This window comes from Arthrobacter sp. TmtSoilC79, from assembly GCF_059739405.1.
The window spans coordinates 2744482-2768643 of record NZ_AP046051.1 but is presented as its reverse complement, the minus strand read 5'-3'; the positions used below and the strand labels follow the sequence as shown (position 1 = coordinate 2768643).

The window sequence follows — 24162 nt, the reverse complement described above, 5'->3', positions numbered from 1 at the left end:
TTAGGAAGTCACCAAGCGATCTGTGAAAATGGGGGAATGAGCACTCAGTCTCCGACGCCTCAATCACGCCCGTCCAATACCGGGAACCACACTGCGCACAACCACAGCTCGCAGGGTCAGAGCCTGGACCAGGCGCTGCAGCAGGCCGGGTTCTACCCGCGGTTGGTGGCAGATGTCGTCGATGACGCCCTGGACGGCAGGGAGTGCCTTTCACATCTGGTCCACCTCGAGACGCACTTTGACCGGGCAGAGGTCCGAAGGCACATTACTGTGCTGGTGCTGACTGAAGACATGCTGGTGATCACCCATGTCGACGACCAGCAGCTGGACGAAGCCGGAGAGCAAATCGTCGCGCAGATCTCCACGGAGTCAGTTCCCGTGGCCCAAATCCGGTCGGTGGTGCTCAGCTACATGTACTCCCAGCCCCAGGACTACAAGCCTTCCGATCCTGTCCGGGAGCTCACCGTCTCCATCGCATGGTCCGGAGGCCAGCGTTTGGACATGGGGCCGGCCAGTTGCGGAGATCCCCAATGCGAGGCCGATCACGGGTACAGCGGAACTATTGCCCAGGAGGACATCGTGCTCCGCATCAGCGCTGAAGCCGACGGCTTGCAGGCGGTCCAGGATGCCAAGCTGTTTGCCCGCGCCCTGCGTGCGGTCAACACCGGAAACCCGGCACCGGTCCAGCACTCCGGCATCCCCGCGCCACGGCCTCGTTCGGGCGTTTTCAGCAACCGCCTGAGCCGCGGACACCAGCGTTGAGGGACGCTGCACAGACACCGTCGTCGGCAACCAGCGCCGTTACCGGCCTTCCCTCCGCGCCGCTGTTCGGGAGCAAGTCGATTGCCGAAGTCTTTGTCAGCGCTGCGGCAGCCCTCGGCGTACCAGGCTTCACCAACCCGCTGCAGGTGCCGGCATCGCAGCGTGTCTGCGTTGTCCTCGCCGATGGTTTGGGCCGCAACCTGCTCAAACAAAAGGCCTCGCACACGCCGTTCCTTCGTTCCGTCCTTGCCAACGGGCAGGGCAACGTCCCGCAGTGGATTGACTCAGCGTTCCCGAGCACCACGGCGGCCTCCTTGGCGAGCCTGGGGACCGGGCTGCCGGCAGGCCAACATGGCATGGTGGGGTACGACGTCCTGGATCCTGCACAGGACAAGGTGGTGAACCTCCTGGGCAACTGGGATCCGCACGTTGACCCCTTGGAATGGCAGCCCCATGCCACCGTTTTTGAGCGTGTGGCCGGTGAGCTGGACGTGGTGACGGTCAGCCTGCCGCAATTCGGTGATTCGCCCATGACGCAGGCCGCGCTGAGGGGCAGCCGGTTCGTTGGCGGCACCACGCTCCACGCACGGACGGCCGCGGCCGCTGAAGCAATGTCCGGAGGCGGACGTTCCTTGATGTACTTCTACCTCAATGAGCTGGACAAAGCCGGCCACCGCTATGGCAGCCAGTCGGACCGTTGGGAGCATCAGCTCGAGGAACTGGACTCCACGGTCAAACGGCTGTCCTCAACGCTCCCTGCTGGAACCACCATCCTGTTGACAGGTGACCACGGCATGGTGGACGTGCCCGAGTCCCAGAGGATCGACTACTCCGCCGATGAGCCCTTGGTGGCAGGAGTGCGGCACACGGCAGGGGAGCCGCGCATGGTGCACCTGTACCTTGAGCCGGACGCCACAGCGGAGCACCGCGACGCTCTTCTTGCTGCGTGGCGTCGTCGGTTCGGTGAACGGATCTGGGCCTTCACGAGGACCCAGGCCGTGGACGCCGGATTATTCGGTGATGTCCGCCCGGAAGTCGCACCCCGCATCGGGGACGTCATGATTGCTGCCCGTGACACCCTGGCACTCTATGACACCCGCCGTGTCCGCCCCGCCTCCCTGGAGGTGGTGGGCCAGCACGGTTCCCTGACCAAATCCGAGCGTGAAGTACCCCTGGTGTGTTTCCCCGCAGCCGGCAGGAAAGGCAAACGTGGCTGAACTGGTCTTTTTCTCAGGCACCATGGACTGCGGCAAGTCCACGCTTGCCCTTCAGATGGACCACAACCACCGTGCAAGGGGGCGCGGAGGCGTCCGCTTCAGCTGTAACGACCGCGCCGGATATTCCACCATTTCCAGCAGGCTGGGCCTCCACATCGATGCCGTGGAAGTCGAAGGCAACACGGATTTCTGGGACGAGGTGGTGGTTCGGCGGACCAGCGGACTTCGTGTCGACTACCCCATTTGCGATGAAGCGCAGTTCTACACTCCCGCCCAAGTTGAGCAGTTGGCGCGTGTGGTGGATGAGATGGAGGTGGATGTCTTCGCCTTTGGCATCACCTCAGACTTCCGCACCCGGCTGTTCCCCGGATCGCAGCGGCTCATCGAGCTTGCCGACAAGGTCCAGGTTCTGCAAGTCGAAGCGTTGTGCTGGTGCGGGCGCAGGGCAACCCAGAATGCCAGGACAGTGAACGGCATCATGGTGGTGGAAGGCAAACAGGTGATGGTGGGCGATGTAGCACCTTCCACCGGAAGTGACGGCGCCACGGCAACTTCCGATGCCGGCGTCGATGGCCGGGAAGCCGTGGTGGGTTACGAGACATTGTGCCGCCGTCACTACATGAGGCGTGTCACGGCCCATGGTGCCAACCTGATGGCAGGGGCGGACCAGCCGCTTCCCTTCGATATTGACGCTTGCCTCTGGCCGGGCGCCGGGGAGCTCCACCGCAGCTAGGCTGTAAAACTAGTCCCCGCGGGCCCCGAAAACGATCTCATCCCAACTGGGGATGCTGGACCGCTTTGGCCGTGAAGGCTGGCGTTCTGCTGGCGCATCGGCGTCCTTGCGGACCTCGGAGTCCGTGGAATCGGCCGGAATTGTCGAATCCGGGTTCCCGTCATGTGACTCCTGCTGCTCCTGCGCGTCGCGGGAAACGTTGCTGCCGCCCAGAAGCTCGTCAAGCCCGGCCGGTTTGCGCCCGGCGAGAGGCGTGACGGGGCGCAGCGGGCTGGCCACCACCGTGATCTCCCGCGTTTCCGTGCTGACGCCCTGGTGAAGCTTCAGCGAATCATCGTCATCGTCATCCTGGGGTTCGAAGTGCCGTGGCGCGAGGCTCAGCCGCGACAGCATCGATGGACGTCCGTCCTTGCGCGCGGGTTCCTCAGCAGGAACCGCTGCGGGCGCGGGTTCTGCACCGGGGGCTTCGTCGACGTCGTCGTTCCCGTCTCCCGGCCGCGGGTGGGCTGCCGGAACGTTGCTCAGCAGCACTGCCAAGGCGTCGTCTCCGTCCTCGTCCACTCCCAGGCGCTGACCCCGACGCGACCGGAGCATCTCCAGGAGGCTGTCCGCTTCCTTGGCTTCCTTGGCAGAGACACGTGCGGCTGTTTCAGCATCAGTCTCGAAGTCGAAGGGACGGTCCGAGACAGCAGCGAGCCGGCGCGCCGGAACTGGTCCGTCCAAGGGCTCGAGTTCGCTGAGCTGCTGTGCCCAACGGTTGGCGTTCTGAAGTGACTTGCGCTGCGGGCTGAAGGTCCACATGGCGGGAGGTTCTTCGCCGATGCTGCCGTGCGTGCCCGGCACCGTCTCGAAGCGTGCGACGACGGTCCAGGAACCGTCCGTCCGGCGCCATGAATCCCAGTCCACGGTGGACGAATCGATGCCGTGGGCAGCCAGCCGGTGGTCCACCATCTCTCCGAGCGTGGCCGGGTTGTCCCCGAAGGCTGAGCGGTAGGCGTCATGGCCCGGAGCGGGGGCAGCGACCTCAATGTTGCGTGCTTGCCTGGCGACGTATTCACGCTCTGCGAGGACGGGGCCTTCGTAGCGTTGGACGTTGGCGAGGGGTAGCCCGGACAATTCGGCCACTTCGGCCGCCGTCGCGCCGCTGCGAATTCTGGACTGGATGTCACGGGGTGACATGGCAATGGGTGTGTTGGCGGCCCGGGCCGCCACTTGGGCAGGGGTCCGGCTCGCCGCTGCCCTCAAGGCCTCGTCGATCGGAAGCTGGAACATCTCACCGCCGGGGCCGCTCAAAAGCAGATGCCCGCCGTCGTCGTGGACGCCTACCAGTCGTAGATCCTGCATAACACCCTCCACCACATGGCATAACTGACATTCGAAACTCTGCCACCCGCCGCGGCCTTTTCCTATTAGGAGCAAGGGCGTGCCGTGATATTCCGCTGAAACCGCCCCTGTAGGCAGCGTTTTTAGCACTTTTCGGTAAGAAGCGGTGTCTATGGACTTTTCAGGGCCGGGGGAGGAAAATCTGGCCGATATCGGGCACAAATCCGGGACGTCCGGTGTTGGACCCTAACACCGGCCGGGGATGGACCGCCGGACCGGACAGAACCCGCAGCAGGTATGGAGGACAAGGAAGGACCATGGCCACCGATTACGATGCCCCTCGAAAGACCGAGGAAGACGTCAGCGAGGATTCCCTGGAAGAACTCAAGACGCACCAGTCGGGTAAGCAGTCCTCGGCTGTGGACGTCGATGAGTCCGATCTTGCCGACAGTTTTGAGCTGCCCGGCGCCGATTTGTCCGGCGAGGAACTCCTGATTCAGGTGATGCCTCCGCAGCCGGACGAGTTCACCTGCTTCAACTGCTTCCTGGTGAAGCACAGGTCGCAGATCGCCGCGGAGCGGGGCGGTCACTTGTATTGCACGGAGTGCGAAAGCTAGGCGCATCAGTGCGCAATGCCTACCTGCAAGGATTGGGAGTAGCTGCAGGGATTGGGCGTAGCTGCAAGTATTGCCCGGGTAGTGGCCGGGCGCTGCTAATGCGACGTCCGGCCCTTGTTAAGGGGCCCTGGTTGAGGCGCCGTTGTTAGGGTGTTGTCCCGGCGCTTTCAGGCCCGCGGAGCTGACAAGGCCGAAACCAGCTCGTCAGGCCTGCGGGACGAGGCCAGCCAGTACGGAGTCCGGTCTGCGGGATCGGTGATTTCAATCTTGACCACGGGATCGATCCAGCCCCTGAAGCACATGTAGGCGAGTCCATTGAGCCGGGGACCACGTTCAGCGGTGGCTTCGTCCTTGGTGAAGGCCTGGACGGTTCCCACGAACTTCCGATCGATGCTCGCACGGCCCACACGGACCGTAGTTGGGGTAACAGTGATGGTGGGCGTCGAGAGCACCAGCATGACGGTCATGATGGCCAGCAGGACCAAAGCCGCGATAATGCCCGTTGCCGCACTGATGGGACCGAACATCAGGATGCCCGCGCCGGACAAGCCAACCACCACGATCCAGATCCACACTGACGGCCACAGTTTTTCGGAGTAAAGGACCTCCGGCGATGGAGTGTTCCGGGCAGGCACGGGGGAGGACTGGTCAGGCGTAGGCATGCATCCAGCTTATCCGGCGATGCACGGCTGCTGCGTCCACCTGGGAGTCGGCGATCACCCTCCGGCAGTCACCTGCCGGCAATCACCTGCCGGCAATCACCTTCAGGTAAGGAACTGTTGGCAAGCCGGTGCCCGGGGTGCGGCTCCCAGTAGAATGGTCCACTGTGAGCAATGAGACGGCAGTATTCAGTACAGACGCAGACGCAGACGCAGACGCAGACACAGGCACAGGCACAGTCACAGCCCCCGACACCGGCAGCGGCAGTGAGACCGCGGCGGCTTACGGCGCCCCCACTTTGGAAGTGCAGCTGAAAATGCTCGACGCCGGGCTGGAAGCGCCGTCGTATGCCCACCCGGGAGATGCCGGAGCCGACCTCCGCGCCCGGGAGGACGTACACCTCGCCCCCGGCGAGCGGAAACTGGTTCCGACAGGCGTCTCCATCGCCCTCCCGGACGGATTCGTTGCCCTCATCCACCCACGCTCAGGCCTTGCCACCAAGCATGGCCTGACGGTCGTCAACGCCCCAGGCACTGTGGACGCGGGCTACCGTGGCGAAATTGCGGTGACGCTCCTGAACACCGACCAAAACCACGCCATCGACCTCAAGCGCGGCGATAGAATTGCACAAATGGTAATTCAGCGCGTTGAGTACGCACGGTTCGTAGCTGTTGACCAGCTGTCCGATTCCGTTCGTGGCACCGGTGGCTTCGGTTCCACCGGTGGCTTCAACGCATCGAAGGCCTAAAGGAAGCCACTGGACCCTCCCCACGTCCAGGCGTCGCCTTGGCGTGGTTTAACGTGGTTCAACGTGGGTGCGGTTTACTTGGGGATAGACCACTACTAAGGAGAAAACCCAATGCTTTTTGGGCGCGGCAAGAAGTCCAAGGACGAGCGGTCGGAATCCGCCGGCACCGTCGAGGAATCCGGTGCTGAGGCACAAAGTCCTGAATCGGTCCAGCCCGGCACTGCCGGTGATTTCAGGCTGGCCAAAGGCCCCTTGGATATAGACGAGATCGAGGACCGTGATGGCTACGTGGACCTCGGTGCGCTCCTGATCGCTCCTGCCGAGGGTCTCCAACTGAGGCTTGAGGTCGAAGAAGCCACCCAGCGGGTGGTGGCAGTGACCATGGACCTGGAAGGTTCCAGCCTGCAGCTCCAGGCCTTCGCGGCTCCGCGTTCGGAAGGCTTGTGGGACGAGATCCGGGAACAGATCACCCAGTCCGTAGCCAGCCAGGGCGGGGAAACCGAAGAAGTCTCCGGAGCGTTCGGTACTGAACTCGTGGCCAAGTTGCCCGCCGAAGCTGCTGATGGCAGCCGCGGCTTCCGTGCCGCACGCTTCATGGGCGTGGACGGGCCGCGTTGGTTCCTCCGGGGCGTCCTCGGCGGGCAGGCTGCGTTGGAACGTGACGCCGCGGCAGGCCTGGAAGAACTTTTCCGCAGGGTAGTGGTGGTGCGCGGCGATAATCCGATGCCCCCGCGCGAACTGCTGCAGCTGCGCCTGCCCAAGGACGCCGCCGTGCCGGGTCAAGCTGGCGCTCCTGAGGGCGCACCGGCCATGGAACAGCCTGAACGAGGGCCGGAGATCACCCAGATTGGCTGACACTTCGGGCAAAGGTGGGCTGGCCGGCCAGCGTCCCCGCGCGCAGGGCGTCCGTGATCTTCCAGCCAGGGGAAGGGCGGTGTGTACCGGCTACATTGAATCGGTGACGCATCAACCGCCCAGCGAGCAGCCATTTTTCTCCGCCGTGGTGGTCGATGACCTTGGCCCAGCAGCCCTCCAGGCCACCAATGCAGGGGGCATCCGGAAGCCCTACGACCGTCTTCGCGTCATTTGGCTGGGCAGGACCCGCGTACCCGGTATCGAAGCCGGAGTGCAGCTTCGCCTCAACGGCATGGTGACCCAGCTTGACGGGCTGCCGGCCATGTTTAATCCACGCTACGAAATACTTTCCCGCCAGGAGCACCTATGACAGTGGCCAACGGATCAGAACCGAAGAACACCGGAGACTCTGTTCCGGATGGCCGCCCTTCCCTGTCCGGGGAAGCCGCAAAGCCGTCAGCGGAAGCACCCGGTGTTTCCGATCTCGCTGCCGGCTACGCACAAAAGGCCGGCCTTCACCGGAACAGCGCCGGGCACGTGGACATGCTGAAGTCCGCCGGTGGCTGGCAGGGCATCGCCGAGAGCATTCTCCCGGGATTGGTCTTCCTGGTGGTGTTCACGGTGGCCAGGGATCTCACCCCTGCATTGGTGGCGGCTTTGGCTACGGCAGCCGTGTTCACTGTGGTCCGGTTGATCCAACGGCGCCCACTGACCCAGGCCTTGGCCGGGGTTGTGGGGGTCGGTATTTCGGCGTGGCTGGCCAACACCACAGGCAAAGCCGAGGACTTCTACGTCCTGGGCTTCTTCACCAACATCGCCTATATCCTCGCCATGGTGCTCTCCATCGTCCTCAAATGGCCGGTAGCGGGCCTCCTCTTCGGGTTCGTCCGCAATGAGGGACTCGAATGGCGCAAGGACCCTGAACGGCTGAGGGCTTACAAGCTGGGAACGTGGATCGTGGTTGCGGTCCTGGCTCTGCGCCTTCTGGTGCAGGTCCCGCTGTACTTCATGGGCGAAGCAGGCCTGACAGCCCTGGCAACCACCAGGCTCCTGATGGGAGCCCCGCTGTACATCCTGGGCCTCTGGGTTGCCTGGCTGGTCACCAAGCCCGCACCTCAGCCGTCGAAGCCGTCGTCCTCGGAGGCCTGATCCCCGGTTCCCGACGTTCCCTCGCGAGGTTCGTTGTCGTCGTCGTAACCCGGCGACAACAGTGACCTTAGGCCGTCCTCTGCTGCGATGGTGGTGACGAAGAACAGCTCGTCGCCGCCATCGAGGACGTCGTCGCGGGTGGGGGTAATGGGTGCCTGGTCGCGCAGGATTGCCACCAGTGTGGCGTCCTCCGGCCAATCGATCCCGCCGACCGTGCTGCCAATGACATGGGAGTCATGCGGGACCGTGAATTCCACGATCGAGGCCACTCCTGTCTGCAACGTCAGCAAGCGGACGATGTCGCCGATTTCGACGGCTTCTTCCACCAGGGCTGTCATGAGCTGCGGAGTATTGACCGCGACGTCTACGCCCCAGGAATCATTGAACATCCAGTCGTTCTTGGGATTGTTCACACGGCCCACGGTGCGGCCCACGCCGAATTCCGTCTTGGCCAAGAGGGATACCACCAGGTTGACTTTGTCGTCGCCGGTGGCAGAGACCACGACGTCGGCATCCTCAAGTTTTGCGTCCTGCAGGGTACTGAGTTCGCAGGCATCGCCCACCAGCCAGCGGGCGCCCCGCAGTCCGCTGCGGCCAATGACCTCGGGCTTGAGGTCGATCAGCAGGATCTGGTGCTTATGGGCCAGAAGTTCACGCGCAATGGACGAACCGACGCTTCCTGCACCAACAATAACGACTTTCACTAAGACTCCTTGGCGGGTGCTTTGGCGAGGATCCGGCTGATCTCGGACGTTCTGTCCAGGCTCAGCATCGCGTGGACGGTGTCGCCTTCCTGGTAGGCCGTGCCCGTGGTGGGGAGGACGCCCTCGCCAAACCGGGTAATGAAGGCAATGCGTATTCCCGAGGCGGCTTCAATGGATGCGAGGCTGTGCCCGATCCACTCCTCGTGGAGATCCACCTCGGCTAAAACCAGCCGGCCCGAGGGCTCACGGTAATCCCCGGCCAGATGCTGTTCGGGAAGAATGCGGCGCAGGACCTGGTCGGCGCTCCAACGGACAGCTGCCACGGTGGGGATGCCCAGGCGCTGGTAGATCTCGGCACGTCCGGGGTCGTAGATCCGCGCCACAACATGGGCAACATGAAAGGTCTCGCGGGCCACCCGGGTGGCCAGGATGTTGGAGTTGTCGCCGCTGGAAACTGCGGCGAAGGCGTAGGCCTCTTCCACACCGGCCTGCTTGAGGGTGTCCCTGTCGAAACCGACGCCGGTGACCTTGCGGCCGGCAAAGGTATTGCGCAACCGGCGGAAGGCCCGCTCGTCCTGGTCGATGATGGCGACCGAATGGCCGGCATCCTCCAAAGTGTGTGCCAGGGTTGCGCCAACACGGCCGCAACCCATGATCACGAAGTGTGCCACCATGTCTCCTTTATCTGTGCTGTCCGTCCCGCTCGGTATGACTTTACCGGTGCGCAGTGGCTTGGCTGTGAACAACCGTCATGACATCGATGGGGATTCAGAGTAGCTTTGCGGAGTGCTGACAATTTTGAATGCCGCGAAGCGGGTGTTGGTGGGCAGGCCGGTCAGGAATGACCGCCTGTCCCACACCTTGTTGCCCAAACGCATCGCTTTGCCGATCTTCGCCTCGGATGCGCTGTCCTCGGTAGCCTATGCCCCTGATGAAATCCTGCTGACGCTGGCCCTCGCGGGCGTCAGTGCCGTAGCTTTCTCGCCGTTGGTCGGCCTCGCCGTCATGGTGGTTTTGCTCACAGTTGTGGCGTCCTACCGGCAAAACGTCCACGCCTACCCCTCCGGTGGCGGCGACTATGAGATCGCGAACGTCAACCTGGGCAAGTATGCCGGGCTCACCGTGGCCTCAGCCCTCCTGGTGGACTACGTGTTGACCGTTGCCGTGTCCATGTCTTCCGCTGCAGCGTATGTCACCACGGCTATTCCTTCCCTGCACGGGCAACAGGCCCTCATTGCCACTATCGGCGTCGTCATCCTTGCGTTGGTGAACCTTCGTGGCATCAAGGAAGCGGGCTCGGTTTTTGCTGTTCCCACTTACATTTTCATGGCTTCGATCCTGGGCATGACCGCCGTGGGTATTTTCCAGTTTGCCACCGGGCAATTGGGGGAGGCACAGTCGGCAAACTTCACCATCGTCCCGCAGTCCGGATTTGATGAGGGCCTGGTTGGACTGGCCGGCGCTTTCCTCCTGCTTCGGGCGTTCTCCTCCGGCGCTGCGGCACTGACCGGCGTCGAAGCCATCAGCAATGGCGTACCAAACTTCCAGAAGCCCAAGAGCAAAAACGCGGCAACAACGTTGCTGCTGCTCGGCGCAATCGCCGCGGCAATGTTGGCCGGCATCCTCTTCCTGGCCAATGCCACCAAAGTACACATCGTCCTTGACCCCGCCACGGAGTTCCTGGTGGACGGCAAGCCGCTTCCCGAGGGCTACATCCAGAACCCGGCCATCAGCCAGATTGCCGACACCATCTTCGGTGCAGGGTCCATTCCGTTCTACATCGTGGTGGCGGCAACAGGTGTCATCCTGGTGTTCGCCTCGAATACTGCCTTCAACGGGTTCCCTGTCCTTGGCTCCATACTTGCCCAGGACGGCTACCTCCCGCGTCAACTCCGAACCCGCGGCGACAGGCTCGCGTTCAGCAACGGCGTCCTGGCCTTGGCCGCGGGTGCCCTGGTGCTGATTCTCGCTTTCAACGCCGATGTCACCAAGCTGATCCAGCTCTACATCGTGGGCGTCTTCATCTCCTTCACGGCCAGCCAGCTCGGGATGATCCGGCACTGGGGACGCGAATTGAAACTCGCCAGGGACAAGGCCGTCCGCCGGAGGATTATCAAGTCGCGCACCATCAACATGGTCGGTTTCGGCATGACGGCCCTGGTCCTGGTGATCGTCCTGATCACCAAGTTCGAGCAGGGCGCCTGGATCGCCTTGCTTGCCATGTTTGTCCTCTTCCTCATCATGTGGAGCATCCGCGCCCACTATGACAACGTGGCCAGGGAACTGGCGGTCGACGAGGACTCGTCACCGCGCGCCCTGCCTACCCGCGTCCATGCGGTTCTCCTCGTCTCGCACGTCCGCAAGCCCGTCCTCCGGGCGCTGGCATATGCCAGGGCATCCAGGCCCTCGCGCCTTGACGCAATTACCGTGGACATCAACACAGAAGAGACCCAGCACACCGTCCGGGACTGGGAGAAGCTGGAAATTCCGGTGCCCCTGACCGTGCTGGCCAGCCCTTACCGTGAAACCGTGACACCCATCATGGACTACATCAAGAACATGCGGCGTGACTCGCCCCGGGACCTGATCGTGGTCTACATCCCCGAATATGTGGTGGGCAAATGGTGGGAACAACTGGTCCACAACCAGACAGCACTCCGAATCAAGACGCGGCTCCACTTTGAACCTGGAGTCATGGTTGCCAGCGTTCCGTGGCAGCTGAAATCGTCCGAAGAAGCAAAGGCACTGCAGGATACCTAAATGACCTCCCACACCACTTCCCACCCCACCGCACAGGCCGCCGGCGAACATCCAGGCGCGGCAGGTACCGAACTCGTCGTGGACATCGGACCGATCGCCCACGGTGGCCACTTTGTCGCACGGCACGAAGGGCGCGTCATCTTCGTCCGGCATGCCATCCCGGGGGAGAAGGTCCGCATCCGGTTGACCGACTCCGGTGACTCGTCGCGCTTCTGGCGGGCCGACGTCGTCGAAGTCCTTGAAGCATCGCCCCACCGCGTTCCGCATTTCTGGAAACCGGCGGACTCCTTGGCCTCGTGGAAACGGGGTGGGCCTCCGGTGGGCGGCGCTGAGCTCGGACATATCTCGCTGGAGCACCAACGTGAACTGAAGTCCGGGGTGCTGGCCGAGCAACTCCAGAGGCTTGCCGGCCTCGACCTCGCCACCGAGGTTGAAGCGGTCGGGGACCAGCACGACGACGGCCTCGGCTGGCGCACGCGCGCCAGCTTCGCCGTGACTTCCAAGGGACGGTTGGGCATGCACGCGCATCGCTCCGATCTGGTGCTTCCCATTAAGGAAATGCCACTGGCACTGCCCGGAGTCAATGAACTGAAGCTGTGGGACCTGGACCTCACCGGGATCGCCCGCGTCGAGGTTGCCGTGCCGGCCAACGGTTCACGGCCGCTGATTCTGTTGGCCCCGGAAGAAGGGACGAGCCCCAAGAGGGTGCACAGCATCGTGTCCCAATTGCCGCATGAGGTGTCAGTAGCCAGCTTCGACCCGGGAAAGGGCGAGGTCCTGCAGTTGCGGGGGAGGACCTGGGTGCAGGAGTCCGCCGCCGGCCACGAATACAGGGTCACTGGCGAGGGGTTCTGGCAGATCCATAAGGACGCGCCCGGAACCTTGGTGGGTGCTGTGACGGATTATCTTTCACGGGGCGGGTACTTGCAGCCCGGTGCCGCCGTTGCCGATCTCTATGCCGGCGCAGGGCTGTTCACGGCCCCCTTGGCCGACGCCGTAGGTGTCACGGGATCGGTGCTTTCGGTGGAGGGCGCCCCCGGGACCAGCCGTGACGCCCGCAAGAACCTGCACGGGCAACCACAGGTGGAAATAGTCCAGGGTCGGGTGGAACGTGTGCTGCACCAGAGTGAGCGAAGCTTTGATTCGCTGGTGCTGGACCCGCCACGCGCCGGGGCCGGAAAGGCTGTGGTCAAGCAGTTGATGGCCACCGGACCCCGCGCAATTGCCTATGTGTCCTGCGATCCGGCGTCCTTTGCGCGTGATCTGGGTTACTTCCATCAGGGTGGTTGGCGCCTGGAGTCGCTGCGCGCGTTCGATCTCTACCCCCACACGCATCACCTCGAAACAGTGGGCCTGATCGTCCCCTCCCACTGACCCCCTGGCGCGTACGCCCGCCGGAGTCCGGCGGGCGGCGCGGGTTTGGGGTCAGGCGTGCCACTCTTGGGACGGATGCCACTACGATGGGCGTAGTAGTCCCGCTCCGGGGGAATCAACACCGCGGCCCGGGGTGACCAAGAGAGATGCCGCCCGGCTAAGTAAGGTGCGCCTAACTGGCTAGCGGCCAACCACGCGACAAAGATGAAACTGTTGCGAGAGGAGTCCTGCCATGAGCACTGTGGACAGCTTCGGTTCCAAAGGCGTACTGAATGTAGCCGGCACCGATTATGAAATTTTCCGGTTGAACTCCGTAGAGGGCGCAGACAGCCTTCCGTTCAGCCTTAAGGTATTGCTTGAAAACCTCCTGCGGACTGAGGATGGCGCCAATATTACGGCGGACCATGTCCGCGCCCTGGCCGGTTGGGATCCCAATGCGGAGCCCGACACGGAAATCCAGTTCACCCCCGCCCGCGTCATCATGCAGGACTTCACCGGCGTTCCCTGCGTTGTTGACCTCGCCACCATGCGCGAAGCAGTCAAGGAACTCGGCGGCGATCCCAAGCGCGTCAACCCCTTGGCACCTGCAGAAATGGTCATCGACCACTCCGTCCAGATCGACGCCTTCGGTAACTCCGGCGCCCTGGAGCGCAACATGGAGATCGAGTACCAGCGCAACGGCGAGCGTTACCAGTTCCTTCGCTGGGGCCAGACCGCATTCGACGACTTCAAGGTAGTTCCCCCGGGAACCGGCATTGTCCACCAGGTCAACATCGAATACCTGGCACGCACCGTCATGACCCGCGAAGTGGACGGCGTTCTGCGCGCTTACCCCGACACCTGCGTCGGCACTGACTCACACACCACCATGGTCAACGGCCTGGGCATCCTGGGTTGGGGCGTTGGCGGCATCGAAGCCGAGGCCGCAATGCTCGGCCAGCCTGTTTCCATGCTGATTCCCCGAGTTGTGGGCTTCAAGCTCAAGGGCAGCATACCGGCCGGTGCTACCGCCACCGACGTCGTCCTGACCATCACCGAAATGCTTCGCAAGCACGGCGTTGTTGGCAAGTTCGTTGAGTTCTACGGCGAAGGCGTCGCCGCTGTGCCGCTGGCCAACCGCGCCACCATTGGCAACATGAGCCCGGAATTCGGTTCCACCGCTGCCATGTTCCCGATCGATGACGTCACGTTGGACTACCTGCGCCTGACCGGCCGTTCCGAGGCGAATGTCGCCCTCGTGGAGGCCTACAGCAAGGAACAGGGCCTCTGGCACGACCCCTCCCGCGAACTTCGTTTCTCCGAGTTCCTTGAGCTGGACCTGTCCACGGTTGTTCCCTCCATCTCCGGTCCCAAGCGTCCGCAGGACCGCATTGAACTCACCGATGCCAAGGAACAGTTCCGCAAGGACATCCACAACTACGTCGCCATCGAAGACGGCAGCGTGGACGAGTCCCTGGACGAATCCTTCCCGGCTTCGGATGCACCGTCGTTCACCCATGCTGACTCGCACACCACGGAGACGGACCGCGTCTACTCCGCCGCCAACGGTGCGCACGGCCGGCCCTCGACGCCGGTCAAGGTCACCACGGCCGACGGCCGCGAGTTCGAGTTGGACCACGGTGCAGTATCGATCGCCTCGATCACCTCATGCACCAACACGTCCAACCCCTCCGTCATGCTGGCTGCTGCCCTCCTGGCACGCAACGCCGTAGACAAGGGCCTGACGTCCAAGCCGTGGGTCAAGACCTCCGTTGCCCCCGGTTCCAAGGTTGTCACCGACTACTACGAGAAATCCGGCCTCACTCCTTACCTTGAGAAGCTTGGCTTCTACATTGTTGGTTACGGCTGCGCTACCTGCATCGGCAACTCCGGCCCGCTTGAGCCGGAAATCTCCGAGGCAATCCAGGCCAACGACCTCTCCGTTACGGCAGTCCTCTCCGGTAACCGCAACTTCGAAGGCCGCATCAACCCGGACGTGAAGATGAACTACCTGGCTTCGCCGCCGTTGGTCATCGCCTACGCACTGGCCGGCTCCATGGACTTCGACTTCGACACCGATGCCCTGGGCACCGATTCCGAAGGCAACGAGGTCTTCCTGAAGGACATTTGGCCGAACCCCACCGAGGTGCAGGAAGTCATTGACTCCTCCATCGATGAGGCAATGTTCGCCAAGGGTTACGAGGGCGTTTTCGACGGCGACGACCGTTGGAAGGCACTGGACACCCCTGCCGGTGACACGTTCGCCTGGGCGGAGGATTCCACCTACGTGCGGAAGCCCCCGTACTTCGAGGGCATGAAAGCCCAGCCGGATCCCGTCCAGGACATTTCCGGTGCCCGCGTGCTCCTCAAGCTTGGCGATTCGGTCACCACCGACCACATCTCCCCAGCAGGTTCGTTCAAGTCCGACACCCCGGCAGGCCAGTACCTCCTGGCCAACGGCGTGGAGCGCAAGGACTTCAACTCCTACGGTTCGCGCCGTGGCAACCACGAAGTGATGATCCGCGGTACGTTCGCGAACATCCGTATCAAGAACCAGCTCCTGGATGGCGTTGAGGGTGGCTTCACCCGCGACTTCAGCCAGGAAGGTGCACCGCAGGCTTACGTCTACGATGCCGCCCAGAACTACCAGGCTGCGGGAACGCCGCTGGTGGTCCTGGCAGGCAAGGAATACGGTTCGGGTTCATCCCGTGACTGGGCAGCCAAGGGCACTGCGCTCCTGGGTGTCAAGGCCGTTGTTGCTGAGAGCTACGAGCGCATCCACCGCTCCAACCTGATCGGCATGGGTGTGCTCCCGCTGCAGTACCCGGCCGGCGAGTCCGCTGCAACGCTGGGCCTGACCGGTACGGAAACCTTCGCTGTTGAGGGCGTGACGGAGCTGAACAACGGCACCACGCCCAAGACGCTCAAGGTGACGGCAACGGCTGAGGACGGCACGTCCAAGTCCTTCGACGCTGTCCTGCGTATCGATACCCCGGGCGAAGCGGACTACTACCGCAACGGTGGCATCCTGCAGTACGTTCTGCGCCAGATCTCCGCGTAGCGAACCAGCTGGTTTCAGCTGATTCCGAGGCATGCAGCCCCGGCCGGTCGAATGACCAGCCGGGGCTGTTGCCGTCCGGGGCCAGCACAGCCCCCCAGTGCTCAGGCGTGGGAAACGCGGGGGTCCCGCGTACGCGCTAAAGTTAACAAGCACGTCATTCACCCTAAGGAGGGCCGTTGGGACTTTTGGAAACCGTCAAGGATCCACAGGACCTGGCCAAACTGTCCGGCACCGAGCTGGAACAACTGGCTGGCGAAATCAGGGAATTCCTGATCACCAACGTAGCCGCGACAGGCGGACACCTGGGCCCGAATCTGGGTGTTGTTGAACTTACCTTGGCTGTCCATCGGATCTTCGAGTCCCCGCGCGACAGCATCGTCTTCGACACCGGGCACCAGTCCTATGTGCACAAGCTGCTCACCGGCCGCCAGGATTTCAGCACCCTCCGCCAGCAGGGCGGGCTCTCCGGCTATCCAGAGCGCGCCGAATCAGAGCATGACATTGTGGAGAGCTCCCACGCCTCATCCTCCCTGTCCTGGGCCGACGGCATTTCGCGTGCCCGCCAGCTGACCGGCGAAGGTGACCGGTTCGTCGTCGCCGTTGTTGGTGATGGCGCGCTCACCGGTGGCATGACCTGGGAAGCCATCAACAACATTGCCGCCGACAAGCGCCGCCGCGTTGTCATTGTGGTCAATGACAACGGGCGCTCCTACGCACCTACTGTCGGCGGCTTTGCCGATTACCTCGCTTCACTGCGTCCCACCATTGACTCCTTGCGCACCACTCCGGCCTATGAGCGGATGCTGGACTGGTGGAAGAAGAAGCTCCAGGACGGCGGACCTGCCGGGCAGTTCACCTACAAGAGCCTGCACGCCATGAAGAAGGGCATCAAGGACTGGTGGGCGCCCCAAGGCATGTTCGAGGACCTGGGCATGAAGTACATCGGTCCAGTGGATGGCCACAGCCTCCAGGCCATGGAGAACGCCCTGAGCACCGCCAAAGCGTACGGCGGTCCGGTGATCGTGCACGCGATGACCGAGAAGGGCCACGGCTACGCCCCGGCCCTGGCCAACGAGGCAGACCAATTCCATGCCGTGGGAATCATCGATCCCGAAACGGGTGAGTCCACTGAGATGCCAGGTGCAAGGTCCTGGACCTCGGTATTCGCCGAAGAGATCGCGGACATAGCCGACGAGCGCCAGGACATTGTGGGGATCACGGGAGCCATGCTCATCCCAGTGGGGCTTCACAAGTTCGCCGAGCGCCACCCCGAGCGGGTCATTGATGTCGGTATCGCAGAGCAGCATGCACTCACGTCAGCTGCAGGCATGGCCTTCGGCGGACTGCATCCGGTAGTGGCCGTGTATGCCACTTTCCTCAACCGGGCCTTTGACCAGCTCCTGATGGACGTCGCCCTGCACAAGGCCGGCGTCACGATTGTCCTGGACAGGGCCGGCGTCACCGGCCCGGACGGCCCCAGCCACCACGGTATGTGGGACATGGCCATGGTCCAGATTGTCCCGGGTCTTCACCTGGCCGCCCCCCGCGACGCCACGAGGCTCCGGGAAGAACTGCGGGAGGCCGTTGCAATTGACGACGCTCCCACGGTGGTGCGTTTCTCCAAGGGCAGTGTCGGGTCAGAGGTCGAGGCGATCGAGCGGCTCCACGACGGCGTCGACATCCTTGCCCGTCGTCCCGAGGGGTCCACCGAAAACGATGTCCTGATTGTCAGCGTCGGTGCCATGTCCGAACTAGCCCTGGATGTAGCAGGCAGGCTGGGGGCCCAAGGCATCAGTTCCACGGTGGTGGACCCCCGCTGGCTCCTTCCCGTGCGGAAATCGATCATTGCCCTGGCTGCCCGGCATCGCCTGGTCATTTGCATCGAGGACGGTGTGCGGGCAGGCGGCGTCGGCTCCCGCATCCGGCAGGAAATGCGCGCCGCGGGGGTGGACACGGCCCTCAACGAAGTCGGTTTGCCGGTGGAGTTCCTTGTGCACGGCTCGCGGAGCCAAGTCCTGGAGCGCGTTGGGCTGACGGCGCAGAAGATCACGCACGACGTCGTAGCGCAGGTTTTGGGGACAAAGGTCCCCTTTGCCAGGCCCCTTCCAGGTCAGGAACACCCCGCCACCGGCAGTCTGCCCACGTTGTGATGGACGAACGCGGGCCGGGCTCACTGCAGCCCGGCGACCTCGTTGTGTCGAGGAACAGGAAATTCAACGGTAACGCCCACTGGGTGGTTCCGGGCAGGTACCTTGGCGAGGACATCCACGGCTGGTGGGTTTTCCAGGGCGCGGGGGAGTTCTGTTCCCGTCCCGGAGCAGCCTTCTACACGGCCTCGGACGCTGTCCTGCTGGTTCCGCGGAGTGGTGAGTTCGTAGCCACGTTCTACGACGACACCTACCCCGGGGACTTCCGGATCTATGTTGATCTGGCCACGTCCCACAGTTGGAACACCATCAAGCCCGGTGTAACGGAGTTCCATGTGATCGACATGGATCTGGACGTGATCCGTTCCACCCGCCACGGCGTGTTTGTTGACGATGAAGACGAGTTTGAGCAGCACCGGGTGGCCATGGGCTATCCGGACGAAACAGTGGCCGCTATGCGCACGGAATGCGCAGCCCTCTTGGAGGCTGTAGCGGCCATGAAAGCACCCTTCGATGTCTCTGGTGCCAGTACCAGCGCCGAATGGTTCAGGAAAGGACGGGCATGAGCGGGATTATTCGTACATACAAGCGGGATGACGAGGGAGTTCTCCACTTCCGCGAAGCCTGGTACGACGACGAGGACCAGCAGTTCGTGATCAATCACGGCGTAGTGGGACACCAGAGTAAAACCGATGAAACCGGCGTTGAGGATGAGTCGTCGGTGGAGGGGTTGATGGCGGCCTTTGCCGCGCAGTGCGAGGAAGACGGATATGCGGAGATTCCCGAGTCCGAGCAGTTCTGGGTCGTCGCCCAAATTGCGCTCAAGACCAAGGACGGCACTGAACGGGACCGCCATCTTGAACGCAAAGCCAAGGCAGCCCTGACCGGGGAACTGGCATGGCGTGGATTGGGCGTGGTGGACCGTTCCGACATAGGAAATGGCCACCTGAACATTTTTTGCCTCTGCCCGGACGTCAACAAGGCTGTGAACGCGATCAAGATCTGCGTTCGCGGTGAGGATCTGGACTTCACCAAGCTCACCATCGCCTCGGCGCCCTACAACGAGCCCGACGCCTTCAAGGTGAAGCACTCGCCCAAGCAGGGGATGGGCTTTACTCTCTAAGTAGCACCCAACGCACCAGAAGGGACTTCCATGGCGTCCAAGAGCAACTGGCCCGGACATACACCACTGCCCAAGGGGCTCGCTGCACCGGCGAGACGGGCACTGGCGCATGAGGGAATCGAAACGTTGGAGCAGCTGGCGGAATTCGGCGAGTCGAAGATCTCCACGCTGCACGGTATGGGGCCGGTGGCGATCGCCCAGCTGGAGGACGCCATGGAGGAATCGGGTATCTCCTACAACGGAGGCTAGGCTGAATTCATGACTGAATACCGACGCCTTGGCCATTCCGGACTGACAGTCTCAGCTGTAGGGCTGGGCTGTAACAATTTGGGCCGCGCCAATACGCCCACCGAGTCCCAGGAAGGCACGGACGCCGTTGTCCATGCTGCGATTGAGGCCGGTGTGACGTTCTTTGATGTTGCCGACGTCTACGGACGCGAGCCCGGACTGAGCGAGACCATGTTGGGCAAAGCCCTCAAGGGCAAGCGCGATGACGTCGTCATCGGCACCAAGTTCGGCATGGACATGCAAGGGGTCAATGGGAATGATTTTGGAGCCCGTGGTTCACGCCGCTACATCGTCAAAGCCGTCGAAGCATCGCTCCGGCGACTGGATACGGAGTGGATCGATCTTTACCAGTTCCACACCCCAGACGCGCTGACCCCCATCGAAGAGACGCTCGCGGCGCTCGATGACCTGGTGACCGAAGGCAAGGTCCGCTATATAGGACACTCGAACTTCGCTGGCTGGCAGATCGCCGAAGCCGAGTATGTTGGCCGTCAGGCCGGCGGTGCACGCTTCATTTCCACCCAGAACCATTACAACCTGCTGGATCGCCGTGCTGAACTGGAGGTTCTTCCCGCCGCTGGTGCCTTCTCCCTGGGCGTGCTGCCGTATTTCCCCCTTGCCAATGGGCTGCTCACGGGCAAATACTCCGCTGGAAAGGCGCCCGAAGGAACCCGGCTTAGCCACACGCGCACCAACCTGGTTCATGACGCCGACTGGGACCAGTTGGGCCGCTTTGGACAATTCGCCAAGGAGCGGGACATCACTGAATTGCAGTTGGCGTTCTCCTGGCTGGCGGCACAGCCCGGCGTCAGCAGCGTCATTGCCGGCGCCACGCGTCCGGAGCAGATCCGCCAGAATGCCGAAGCGGTGTGCTGGGTTCCCACTCCGGAAGATCGCGCGGAATTGGACGGAATCTTCCCGCAGGCTCCGAAAGTGGCACTGTTTTAGAACTGGATTGACCGGCCCAGCGTTGGAAGTTGCCGGGTGATAGGCAAAGAGGGCAGTGGCCCGGAGCATCTGCTCCGGGCCACTGCCCTCTTTGATTGTCTATAGGGGCCTTTGCTTGTCTATCAGGGACGGGACTGGACGTGGCCGGACAGTACTGGAAAGGGACACGCCCGGCCTAAGCCGGTGCCGAGGCAATCCCGGGCGCCAGGAACCGCTTCCCGTTGACACGTTCGGAAGCGCCTACACGGTCCAGGTATGGTGTGATGCCACCGAGGAACATCGGCCAGCCGGCGCCCATGATGACGCAGAGGTCGATGTCTTCCGGTCCTGCCACGACGCCTTCCTCGAGCATGAGCCCGATTTCCTCTGCCAAAGCATCCTGCGTGCGTCGAAGGACTTCTTCGCCGGTGGACGGGGTGTTCCCGAACGACAGGATGGCAAGGGTTTCAGCCGGGATGACGGGCTTGCCCTCGGAGCCGGGAACCCACAGGGTCTTGACTCCGTTGTCGATGAGCTTCTGCAGGTTCTGCGAGACGGGGAACCGCTCACCGAATGCGCTGTGCAGGGACTCCTGGACATGCTGGGCAACCGGGAGGCCAACCATGGCAGCCAAAGTAAACGGTGACATCGGCAGGCCCATGGGACGGAGGGCGTTGTCAGCGACGTCGGCAGGAGTTCCTTCGTCAAAGGCTGCGATGACTTCACCCATGAGGCGCAGCAGGATGCGGTTGACCACAAAGGCTGCAGCGTCCTTGACCAGCACGGCCGTCTTCTTGAGTCCCTTGGCGAGCTCGAACGCGGTGGCCAGCACGGCGTCGTCTGTCTTGGGTGCCCGCACTATCTCCAGGAGCGGCATGACAGCCACCGGGTTGAAGAAGTGGAAGCCCACCAGTCGTTCCGGGTTCTTCAGGTCCTCGGCCATCGCAGTGACGGACAGCGAGGATGTGTTGGTGGCCAGGATGCATTCGGGGGAAACAATTGCTTCAACCTCTGCGAAGACCTGCTTCTTGACGTGGAGTTCCTCGAAGACTGCCTCGATGACAAAATCAGCGTCTGCGAAGGCTTCCTTGGAGACCGAGCCTGTGACCAATGCCTTGGTCCTGTTGGCGGCGTCGGGTTTGATCCTCTTTTTCGCCAGCATCTTGTCGACTTCGGCATGGACGTAGGCCACGCCCTTATCCACCCGTGCCTGGTCGATGTCCGTCATGACCACGGGGACTTTCAGTTGCCGGGCGAACAGCAACGCCAGTTGGCTTGCCATGAGCCCTGCACCCACCACGCCGATCTTGGTGACCGGTCGGGCAAGCTTGCGGTCTGGGGCGCCGGCAGGACGCTTGGAGCGCTTCTGGACGAGGTCCAGGAATGCGTACACCGTGGACCGGAACTCGTCGGTTTGCATGAGGCCCGCCAGGGTCTCACACTCGAGGGCGGCCGATTCGGCCTGCGTCATGGTGCGGTTGGCCTCCATGACATCCAGGACCTTTGCCGGGGCAGGGGAAGCGTTTGAGGTCTTGGACTCCACAAAAGCACGTCCAGCGGCCACAGCGTCTGCCCAGCGGCCGGCGACGGTGTCATCGCCGGCATCCACGGAGTTCTTCCGCTCCGGTGTTACGGCACCGGAGATGACTTTGGCGGCCCATGCGATTGACTGTTCGACGAAGTCGGCTGGCTCGAACATGGCATCAGCTACACCGAGCTCGAAGGCCTGCGGGCCGGTGAGGGTCCGGTTGTTGCTGAGGGGATTCTCGATCATGACCTTGACGGCGTTTTCCGGGCCAATGAGGCGAGGCAGGATGTAGACCCCGCCCCAACCCGGGACCAAGCCGATGAACGCTTCGGGCAGGGCCAAGGCGCCGGCGCCCGTGGAGACCGTCCGGTACGTGGACTGCAGGGCGATTTCGAGGCCACCGCCCAAGGCGAGGCCGTTGATGAAGGCGAAGCTGGGAACGCCAAGGTTGGCCAGGGTGTTGTAGACGGCATGGCCAAGCTGTGCCATCCAGAGACCGTGCTCGCGCTCCTTGAGCGTTTTGACCGCAGACAAGTCCGCGCCGGCCACCAGGAAGTACGGCTTGCCGGTGACGCCGACGCCGACGATTTCGCCCTTCGAAGCGCGCTCCTTGAGGGCGTCCAGGACGCCGCCCAGTTCAACAAGCGTGTTCGGGCCCAGCGTGGTCGGTTTGGAGTGGTCCAGGCCGTTATCCAGGGTGATCAGCGCGAAGGTTCCTGCGCCACCTGGCAGCTGGATGTCCTGGACGTAGGAGTGGGTGCGGACTTCATCAGGGAAAAGGGCGGCGAGCTTCTGGAATTCGGCGGCGCTCATGCGGCGGCTCCTTCGGTGGTGGCGGTATCAGCGGTGGAGGAAGCGTAGTCGGCGTGGTGCGGGTTCTCCCAGATCACTGTGGCACCCATGCCCAGGCCGATGCACATGGTGGTGATGCCATAACGCACTGTGGGATCTTCCTCGAATTGCCTGGCCAGCTGGTTCATCAGCCGGACACCTGAGGAAGCCAGGGGATGTCCGACGGCGATCGCCCCGCCATAGCGGTTGACGCGGGGGTCCTCGTCTGCGATGCCGAAATGGTCCAGGAAGCTGAGCACCTGGACGGCAAAGGCCTCGTTGATCTCGAAGAGGCCGATGTCTTCGATGCCCAGTCCGGCGTTCTTCAGGGCCTTTTCCGTGGCCGGGACGGGGCCGATGCCCATGACCTCAGGTTCGACGCCGGCGAAGGCGTAAGAAACAAGCCGCATCTTCACTGACAAGCCCAGTTCCTCCGCAGCGTCGGCAGAGGCGAGGACGGCAGCCGTGGCGCCGTCGTTAAGTCCTGCGGCATTGCCTGCGGTGACACGGCCGTGGGCACGGAACGGGGTGCGCAGTTCGGCAAGGTCGGCCACTGTGGTTCCCGGGCGCGGGGGTTCGTCGGTGGTGTGGAGGGCCCAGCCTTGGCCGGGCTTCATGGTGGCCACGGGGACGAGGTCGTGCTGGATTTGTTCGTTGGCGTAGGCTGCGGCGAGCTTGGCTTGAGAAGCAGCAGCGTAGGCGTCTGTGCGGTCCTTGGTGATGGCCGGAAAGCGGTCGTGCAGGTTCTCTGCGGTGTTACCCATGTTCAGGGCAGCCGGGTCCACCAGCCGCTCGGACATGAACCGTGGATTGGGGTCGGCTCCAGCACCCATGGGGTGGTTGCCCATGTGTTCGACGCCGCCGGCGATGACCACGTCATAAGCGCCAAAGCCGATGCCGCTCGCCGTCGTCGTTACTGCCGTCATGGCACCTGCACACATGCGGTCGATCGCGAAGCCGGGCACTGTGCGCGGAAGACCTGCCAGCAAAGCGGCAGTGCGTCCGATGGTGAGGCCTTGGTCGCCGGTTTGGGTGGTGGCGGCAATCGCTACTTCGTCCACACGTTCGGCAGGCAGCGAGGGGTTGCGGCGCATCAGTTCGCGGATGCACTTCACCACGAGGTCATCGGCCCTGGTGCCAGCGTAGATTCCCTTATCGCCGGCCTTGCCGAAGGGCGTGCGGACTCCGTCCACGAAGACGACATCCCGGACGGTCCTCTGGGCGCTGCGTGATGGACTCATGTATTAACTCCTCGTTGAGACATGGTGCCGGCCCGCGTTGCGGGTGCTCCGGTTTGGCATTAAGCCCATGTTACTCGTCGGTAACTTAGGGTGCAAGGTGCGTCACATCCTTTCAACGTGCATGGGGAGACGAGA

General features: G+C 63.0%; 22 protein-coding genes. 16 read left to right on the top strand and 6 right to left on the bottom strand.

The features are described 5' to 3' along the window. Positions 1–36 precede the first annotated feature (36 nt). Genes AC6JA3_RS12775 through AC6JA3_RS12765 form a run of 3 tightly spaced genes read left to right on the top strand, consistent with a single transcriptional unit; the run spans position 37 to position 2712 of the window. The gene (locus tag AC6JA3_RS12775; RefSeq protein WP_026540304.1) at positions 37–762 is read left to right on the top strand and encodes a DUF5998 family protein; all 726 of its coding nucleotides are present in this window, start codon (positions 37–39) and stop codon (positions 760–762) included. Then, entirely contained in the window at positions 759–1979 is a 1221-nt protein-coding gene (locus tag AC6JA3_RS12770) for an alkaline phosphatase family protein (protein WP_026540305.1), read from the top strand. The genes AC6JA3_RS12775 and AC6JA3_RS12770 overlap by 4 nt, the downstream gene beginning before the upstream one ends. Beyond that, positions 1972–2712 carry a thymidine kinase gene (locus AC6JA3_RS12765; RefSeq protein WP_497920154.1) on the top strand — a complete coding sequence of 247 codons (741 nt, stop codon included), beginning with the start codon at positions 1972–1974 and terminating at the stop codon, positions 2710–2712. Before AC6JA3_RS12770 ends, AC6JA3_RS12765 begins: the two co-directional genes overlap by 8 nt. A 9-nt stretch (positions 2713–2721) precedes the next feature. On the opposite strand, the gene sepH is transcribed toward AC6JA3_RS12765, so the two are convergent. Further along, a complete protein-coding gene (gene sepH / locus AC6JA3_RS12760) occupies positions 2722–4056 on the bottom strand; it encodes a septation protein SepH (RefSeq protein WP_026540307.1) in 1335 nt (444 codons plus the stop codon). Between the two features lie 296 nt (positions 4057–4352). Between sepH and AC6JA3_RS12755 the strand changes: the two genes are divergently transcribed. Beyond that, complete coding sequence (locus tag AC6JA3_RS12755) at positions 4353–4652, top strand: DUF4193 domain-containing protein (protein ID WP_026540308.1); 300 nt, start codon at positions 4353–4355, stop codon at positions 4650–4652. Positions 4653–4819: 167 nt separating this feature from the next. Here the strand turns inward: AC6JA3_RS12755 and AC6JA3_RS12750 are convergent, their stop codons facing one another. Then, positions 4820–5314, bottom strand: a complete 495-nt coding sequence (locus tag AC6JA3_RS12750; protein WP_026540309.1) for a DUF3093 domain-containing protein — start codon at positions 5312–5314, stop codon at positions 4820–4822. Positions 5315–5478: 164 nt separating this feature from the next. On the opposite strand from AC6JA3_RS12750, the gene dut reads away from it, so the two are divergent. From dut to AC6JA3_RS12730, 4 genes are all read left to right on the top strand, one after another. Beyond that, positions 5479–6060, top strand: coding sequence for a dUTP diphosphatase (dut, locus tag AC6JA3_RS12745; protein ID WP_035760684.1), 582 nt, complete (start codon positions 5479–5481; stop codon positions 6058–6060). Positions 6061–6171: 111 nt separating this feature from the next. Next, positions 6172–6915: a DUF3710 domain-containing protein gene (locus tag AC6JA3_RS12740; protein WP_026540311.1), complete on the top strand. Its 744-nt coding sequence runs from the start codon at positions 6172–6174 to the stop codon at positions 6913–6915. A gap of 103 nt (positions 6916–7018) precedes the next feature. Further along, the gene (locus tag AC6JA3_RS12735; RefSeq protein WP_081733297.1) at positions 7019–7285 is read left to right on the top strand and encodes a hypothetical protein; all 267 of its coding nucleotides are present in this window, start codon (positions 7019–7021) and stop codon (positions 7283–7285) included. Continuing rightward, entirely contained in the window at positions 7282–8064 is a 783-nt protein-coding gene (locus AC6JA3_RS12730; RefSeq protein ID WP_026540313.1) for a DUF3159 domain-containing protein, read from the top strand. Before AC6JA3_RS12735 ends, AC6JA3_RS12730 begins: the two co-directional genes overlap by 4 nt. On the opposite strand, the gene AC6JA3_RS12725 is transcribed toward AC6JA3_RS12730, so the two are convergent. Both AC6JA3_RS12725 and AC6JA3_RS12720 read right to left on the bottom strand, forming a co-directional pair. Beyond that, positions 8031–8768, bottom strand: coding sequence for a potassium channel family protein (locus tag AC6JA3_RS12725; protein ID WP_026540314.1), 738 nt, complete (start codon positions 8766–8768; stop codon positions 8031–8033). The two genes, AC6JA3_RS12730 and AC6JA3_RS12725, sit on opposite strands and share 34 nt — an antisense overlap. Further along, complete coding sequence (locus AC6JA3_RS12720; RefSeq protein WP_026540315.1) at positions 8768–9439, bottom strand: potassium channel family protein; 672 nt, start codon at positions 9437–9439, stop codon at positions 8768–8770. The genes AC6JA3_RS12725 and AC6JA3_RS12720 overlap by 1 nt, the downstream gene beginning before the upstream one ends. A 115-nt stretch (positions 9440–9554) precedes the next feature. On the opposite strand from AC6JA3_RS12720, the gene AC6JA3_RS12715 reads away from it, so the two are divergent. From AC6JA3_RS12715 to AC6JA3_RS12680, 8 genes are all read left to right on the top strand, one after another. Next, on the top strand, positions 9555–11528 hold the full coding sequence (locus tag AC6JA3_RS12715; protein ID WP_026540316.1) for an APC family permease: 1974 nt from the start codon (positions 9555–9557) through the stop codon (positions 11526–11528). After that, positions 11529–12902 carry a class I SAM-dependent RNA methyltransferase gene (locus AC6JA3_RS12710; RefSeq protein ID WP_026540317.1) on the top strand — a complete coding sequence of 458 codons (1374 nt, stop codon included), beginning with the start codon at positions 11529–11531 and terminating at the stop codon, positions 12900–12902. It begins immediately after the preceding gene. A gap of 232 nt (positions 12903–13134) precedes the next feature. Next, on the top strand, positions 13135–15942 hold the full coding sequence (gene acnA, locus AC6JA3_RS12705) for an aconitate hydratase AcnA (RefSeq protein WP_026540318.1): 2808 nt from the start codon (positions 13135–13137) through the stop codon (positions 15940–15942). A 176-nt stretch (positions 15943–16118) separates the two neighbouring features. Next, complete coding sequence (dxs, locus tag AC6JA3_RS12700) at positions 16119–18092, top strand: 1-deoxy-D-xylulose-5-phosphate synthase (protein WP_497920153.1); 1974 nt, start codon at positions 16119–16121, stop codon at positions 18090–18092. Next, positions 18089–18655: a DUF402 domain-containing protein gene (locus AC6JA3_RS12695; RefSeq protein ID WP_497920152.1), complete on the top strand. Its 567-nt coding sequence runs from the start codon at positions 18089–18091 to the stop codon at positions 18653–18655. The genes dxs and AC6JA3_RS12695 overlap by 4 nt, the downstream gene beginning before the upstream one ends. Then, on the top strand, positions 18652–19212 hold the full coding sequence (locus AC6JA3_RS12690) for a hypothetical protein (protein WP_026540321.1): 561 nt from the start codon (positions 18652–18654) through the stop codon (positions 19210–19212). The genes AC6JA3_RS12695 and AC6JA3_RS12690 overlap by 4 nt, the downstream gene beginning before the upstream one ends. Positions 19213–19242: 30 nt before the next feature. Further along, entirely contained in the window at positions 19243–19461 is a 219-nt protein-coding gene (locus AC6JA3_RS12685) for a helix-hairpin-helix domain-containing protein (protein WP_026540322.1), read from the top strand. 9 nt (positions 19462–19470) lie between these two features. Continuing rightward, positions 19471–20448, top strand: coding sequence for an aldo/keto reductase (locus AC6JA3_RS12680; protein WP_026540323.1), 978 nt, complete (start codon positions 19471–19473; stop codon positions 20446–20448). Positions 20449–20623: 175 nt separating this feature from the next. Here AC6JA3_RS12680 and AC6JA3_RS12675 read toward each other — a convergent pair whose 3' ends face one another. Beyond that, positions 20624–22768, bottom strand: coding sequence for a 3-hydroxyacyl-CoA dehydrogenase NAD-binding domain-containing protein (locus tag AC6JA3_RS12675; protein WP_026540324.1), 2145 nt, complete (start codon positions 22766–22768; stop codon positions 20624–20626). Then, a complete protein-coding gene (locus AC6JA3_RS12670; RefSeq protein ID WP_223945170.1) occupies positions 22765–24027 on the bottom strand; it encodes a thiolase family protein in 1263 nt (420 codons plus the stop codon). Before AC6JA3_RS12670 ends, AC6JA3_RS12675 begins: the two co-directional genes overlap by 4 nt. Between the last annotated feature and the right edge of the window lie 135 nt (positions 24028–24162).

Excerpts from the sequence above, each read along its gene's own strand:
- AC6JA3_RS12775 (WP_026540304.1), top strand. The coding sequence starts at position 37 with ATGAGCACTCAGTCTCCGACGCCTCAATCACGCCCGTCCAATACCGGG.
- sepH (WP_026540307.1), bottom strand. The coding sequence starts at position 4,056 with ATGCAGGATCTACGACTGGTAGGCGTCCACGACGACGGCGGGCATCTG.
- AC6JA3_RS12755 (WP_026540308.1), top strand. The coding sequence starts at position 4,353 with ATGGCCACCGATTACGATGCCCCTCGAAAGACCGAGGAAGACGTCAGC.
- AC6JA3_RS12750 (WP_026540309.1), bottom strand. The coding sequence starts at position 5,314 with ATGCCTACGCCTGACCAGTCCTCCCCCGTGCCTGCCCGGAACACTCCA.
- AC6JA3_RS12740 (WP_026540311.1), top strand. The coding sequence starts at position 6,172 with ATGCTTTTTGGGCGCGGCAAGAAGTCCAAGGACGAGCGGTCGGAATCC.
- AC6JA3_RS12730 (WP_026540313.1), top strand. The coding sequence starts at position 7,282 with ATGACAGTGGCCAACGGATCAGAACCGAAGAACACCGGAGACTCTGTT.
- AC6JA3_RS12710 (WP_026540317.1), top strand. The coding sequence starts at position 11,529 with ATGACCTCCCACACCACTTCCCACCCCACCGCACAGGCCGCCGGCGAA.
- acnA (WP_026540318.1), top strand. The coding sequence starts at position 13,135 with ATGAGCACTGTGGACAGCTTCGGTTCCAAAGGCGTACTGAATGTAGCC.
- AC6JA3_RS12690 (WP_026540321.1), top strand. The coding sequence starts at position 18,652 with ATGAGCGGGATTATTCGTACATACAAGCGGGATGACGAGGGAGTTCTC.
- AC6JA3_RS12685 (WP_026540322.1), top strand. The coding sequence starts at position 19,243 with ATGGCGTCCAAGAGCAACTGGCCCGGACATACACCACTGCCCAAGGGG.
- AC6JA3_RS12680 (WP_026540323.1), top strand. The coding sequence starts at position 19,471 with ATGACTGAATACCGACGCCTTGGCCATTCCGGACTGACAGTCTCAGCT.
- AC6JA3_RS12675 (WP_026540324.1), bottom strand. The coding sequence starts at position 22,768 with ATGAGCGCCGCCGAATTCCAGAAGCTCGCCGCCCTTTTCCCTGATGAA.
- AC6JA3_RS12670 (WP_223945170.1), bottom strand. The coding sequence starts at position 24,027 with ATGAGTCCATCACGCAGCGCCCAGAGGACCGTCCGGGATGTCGTCTTC.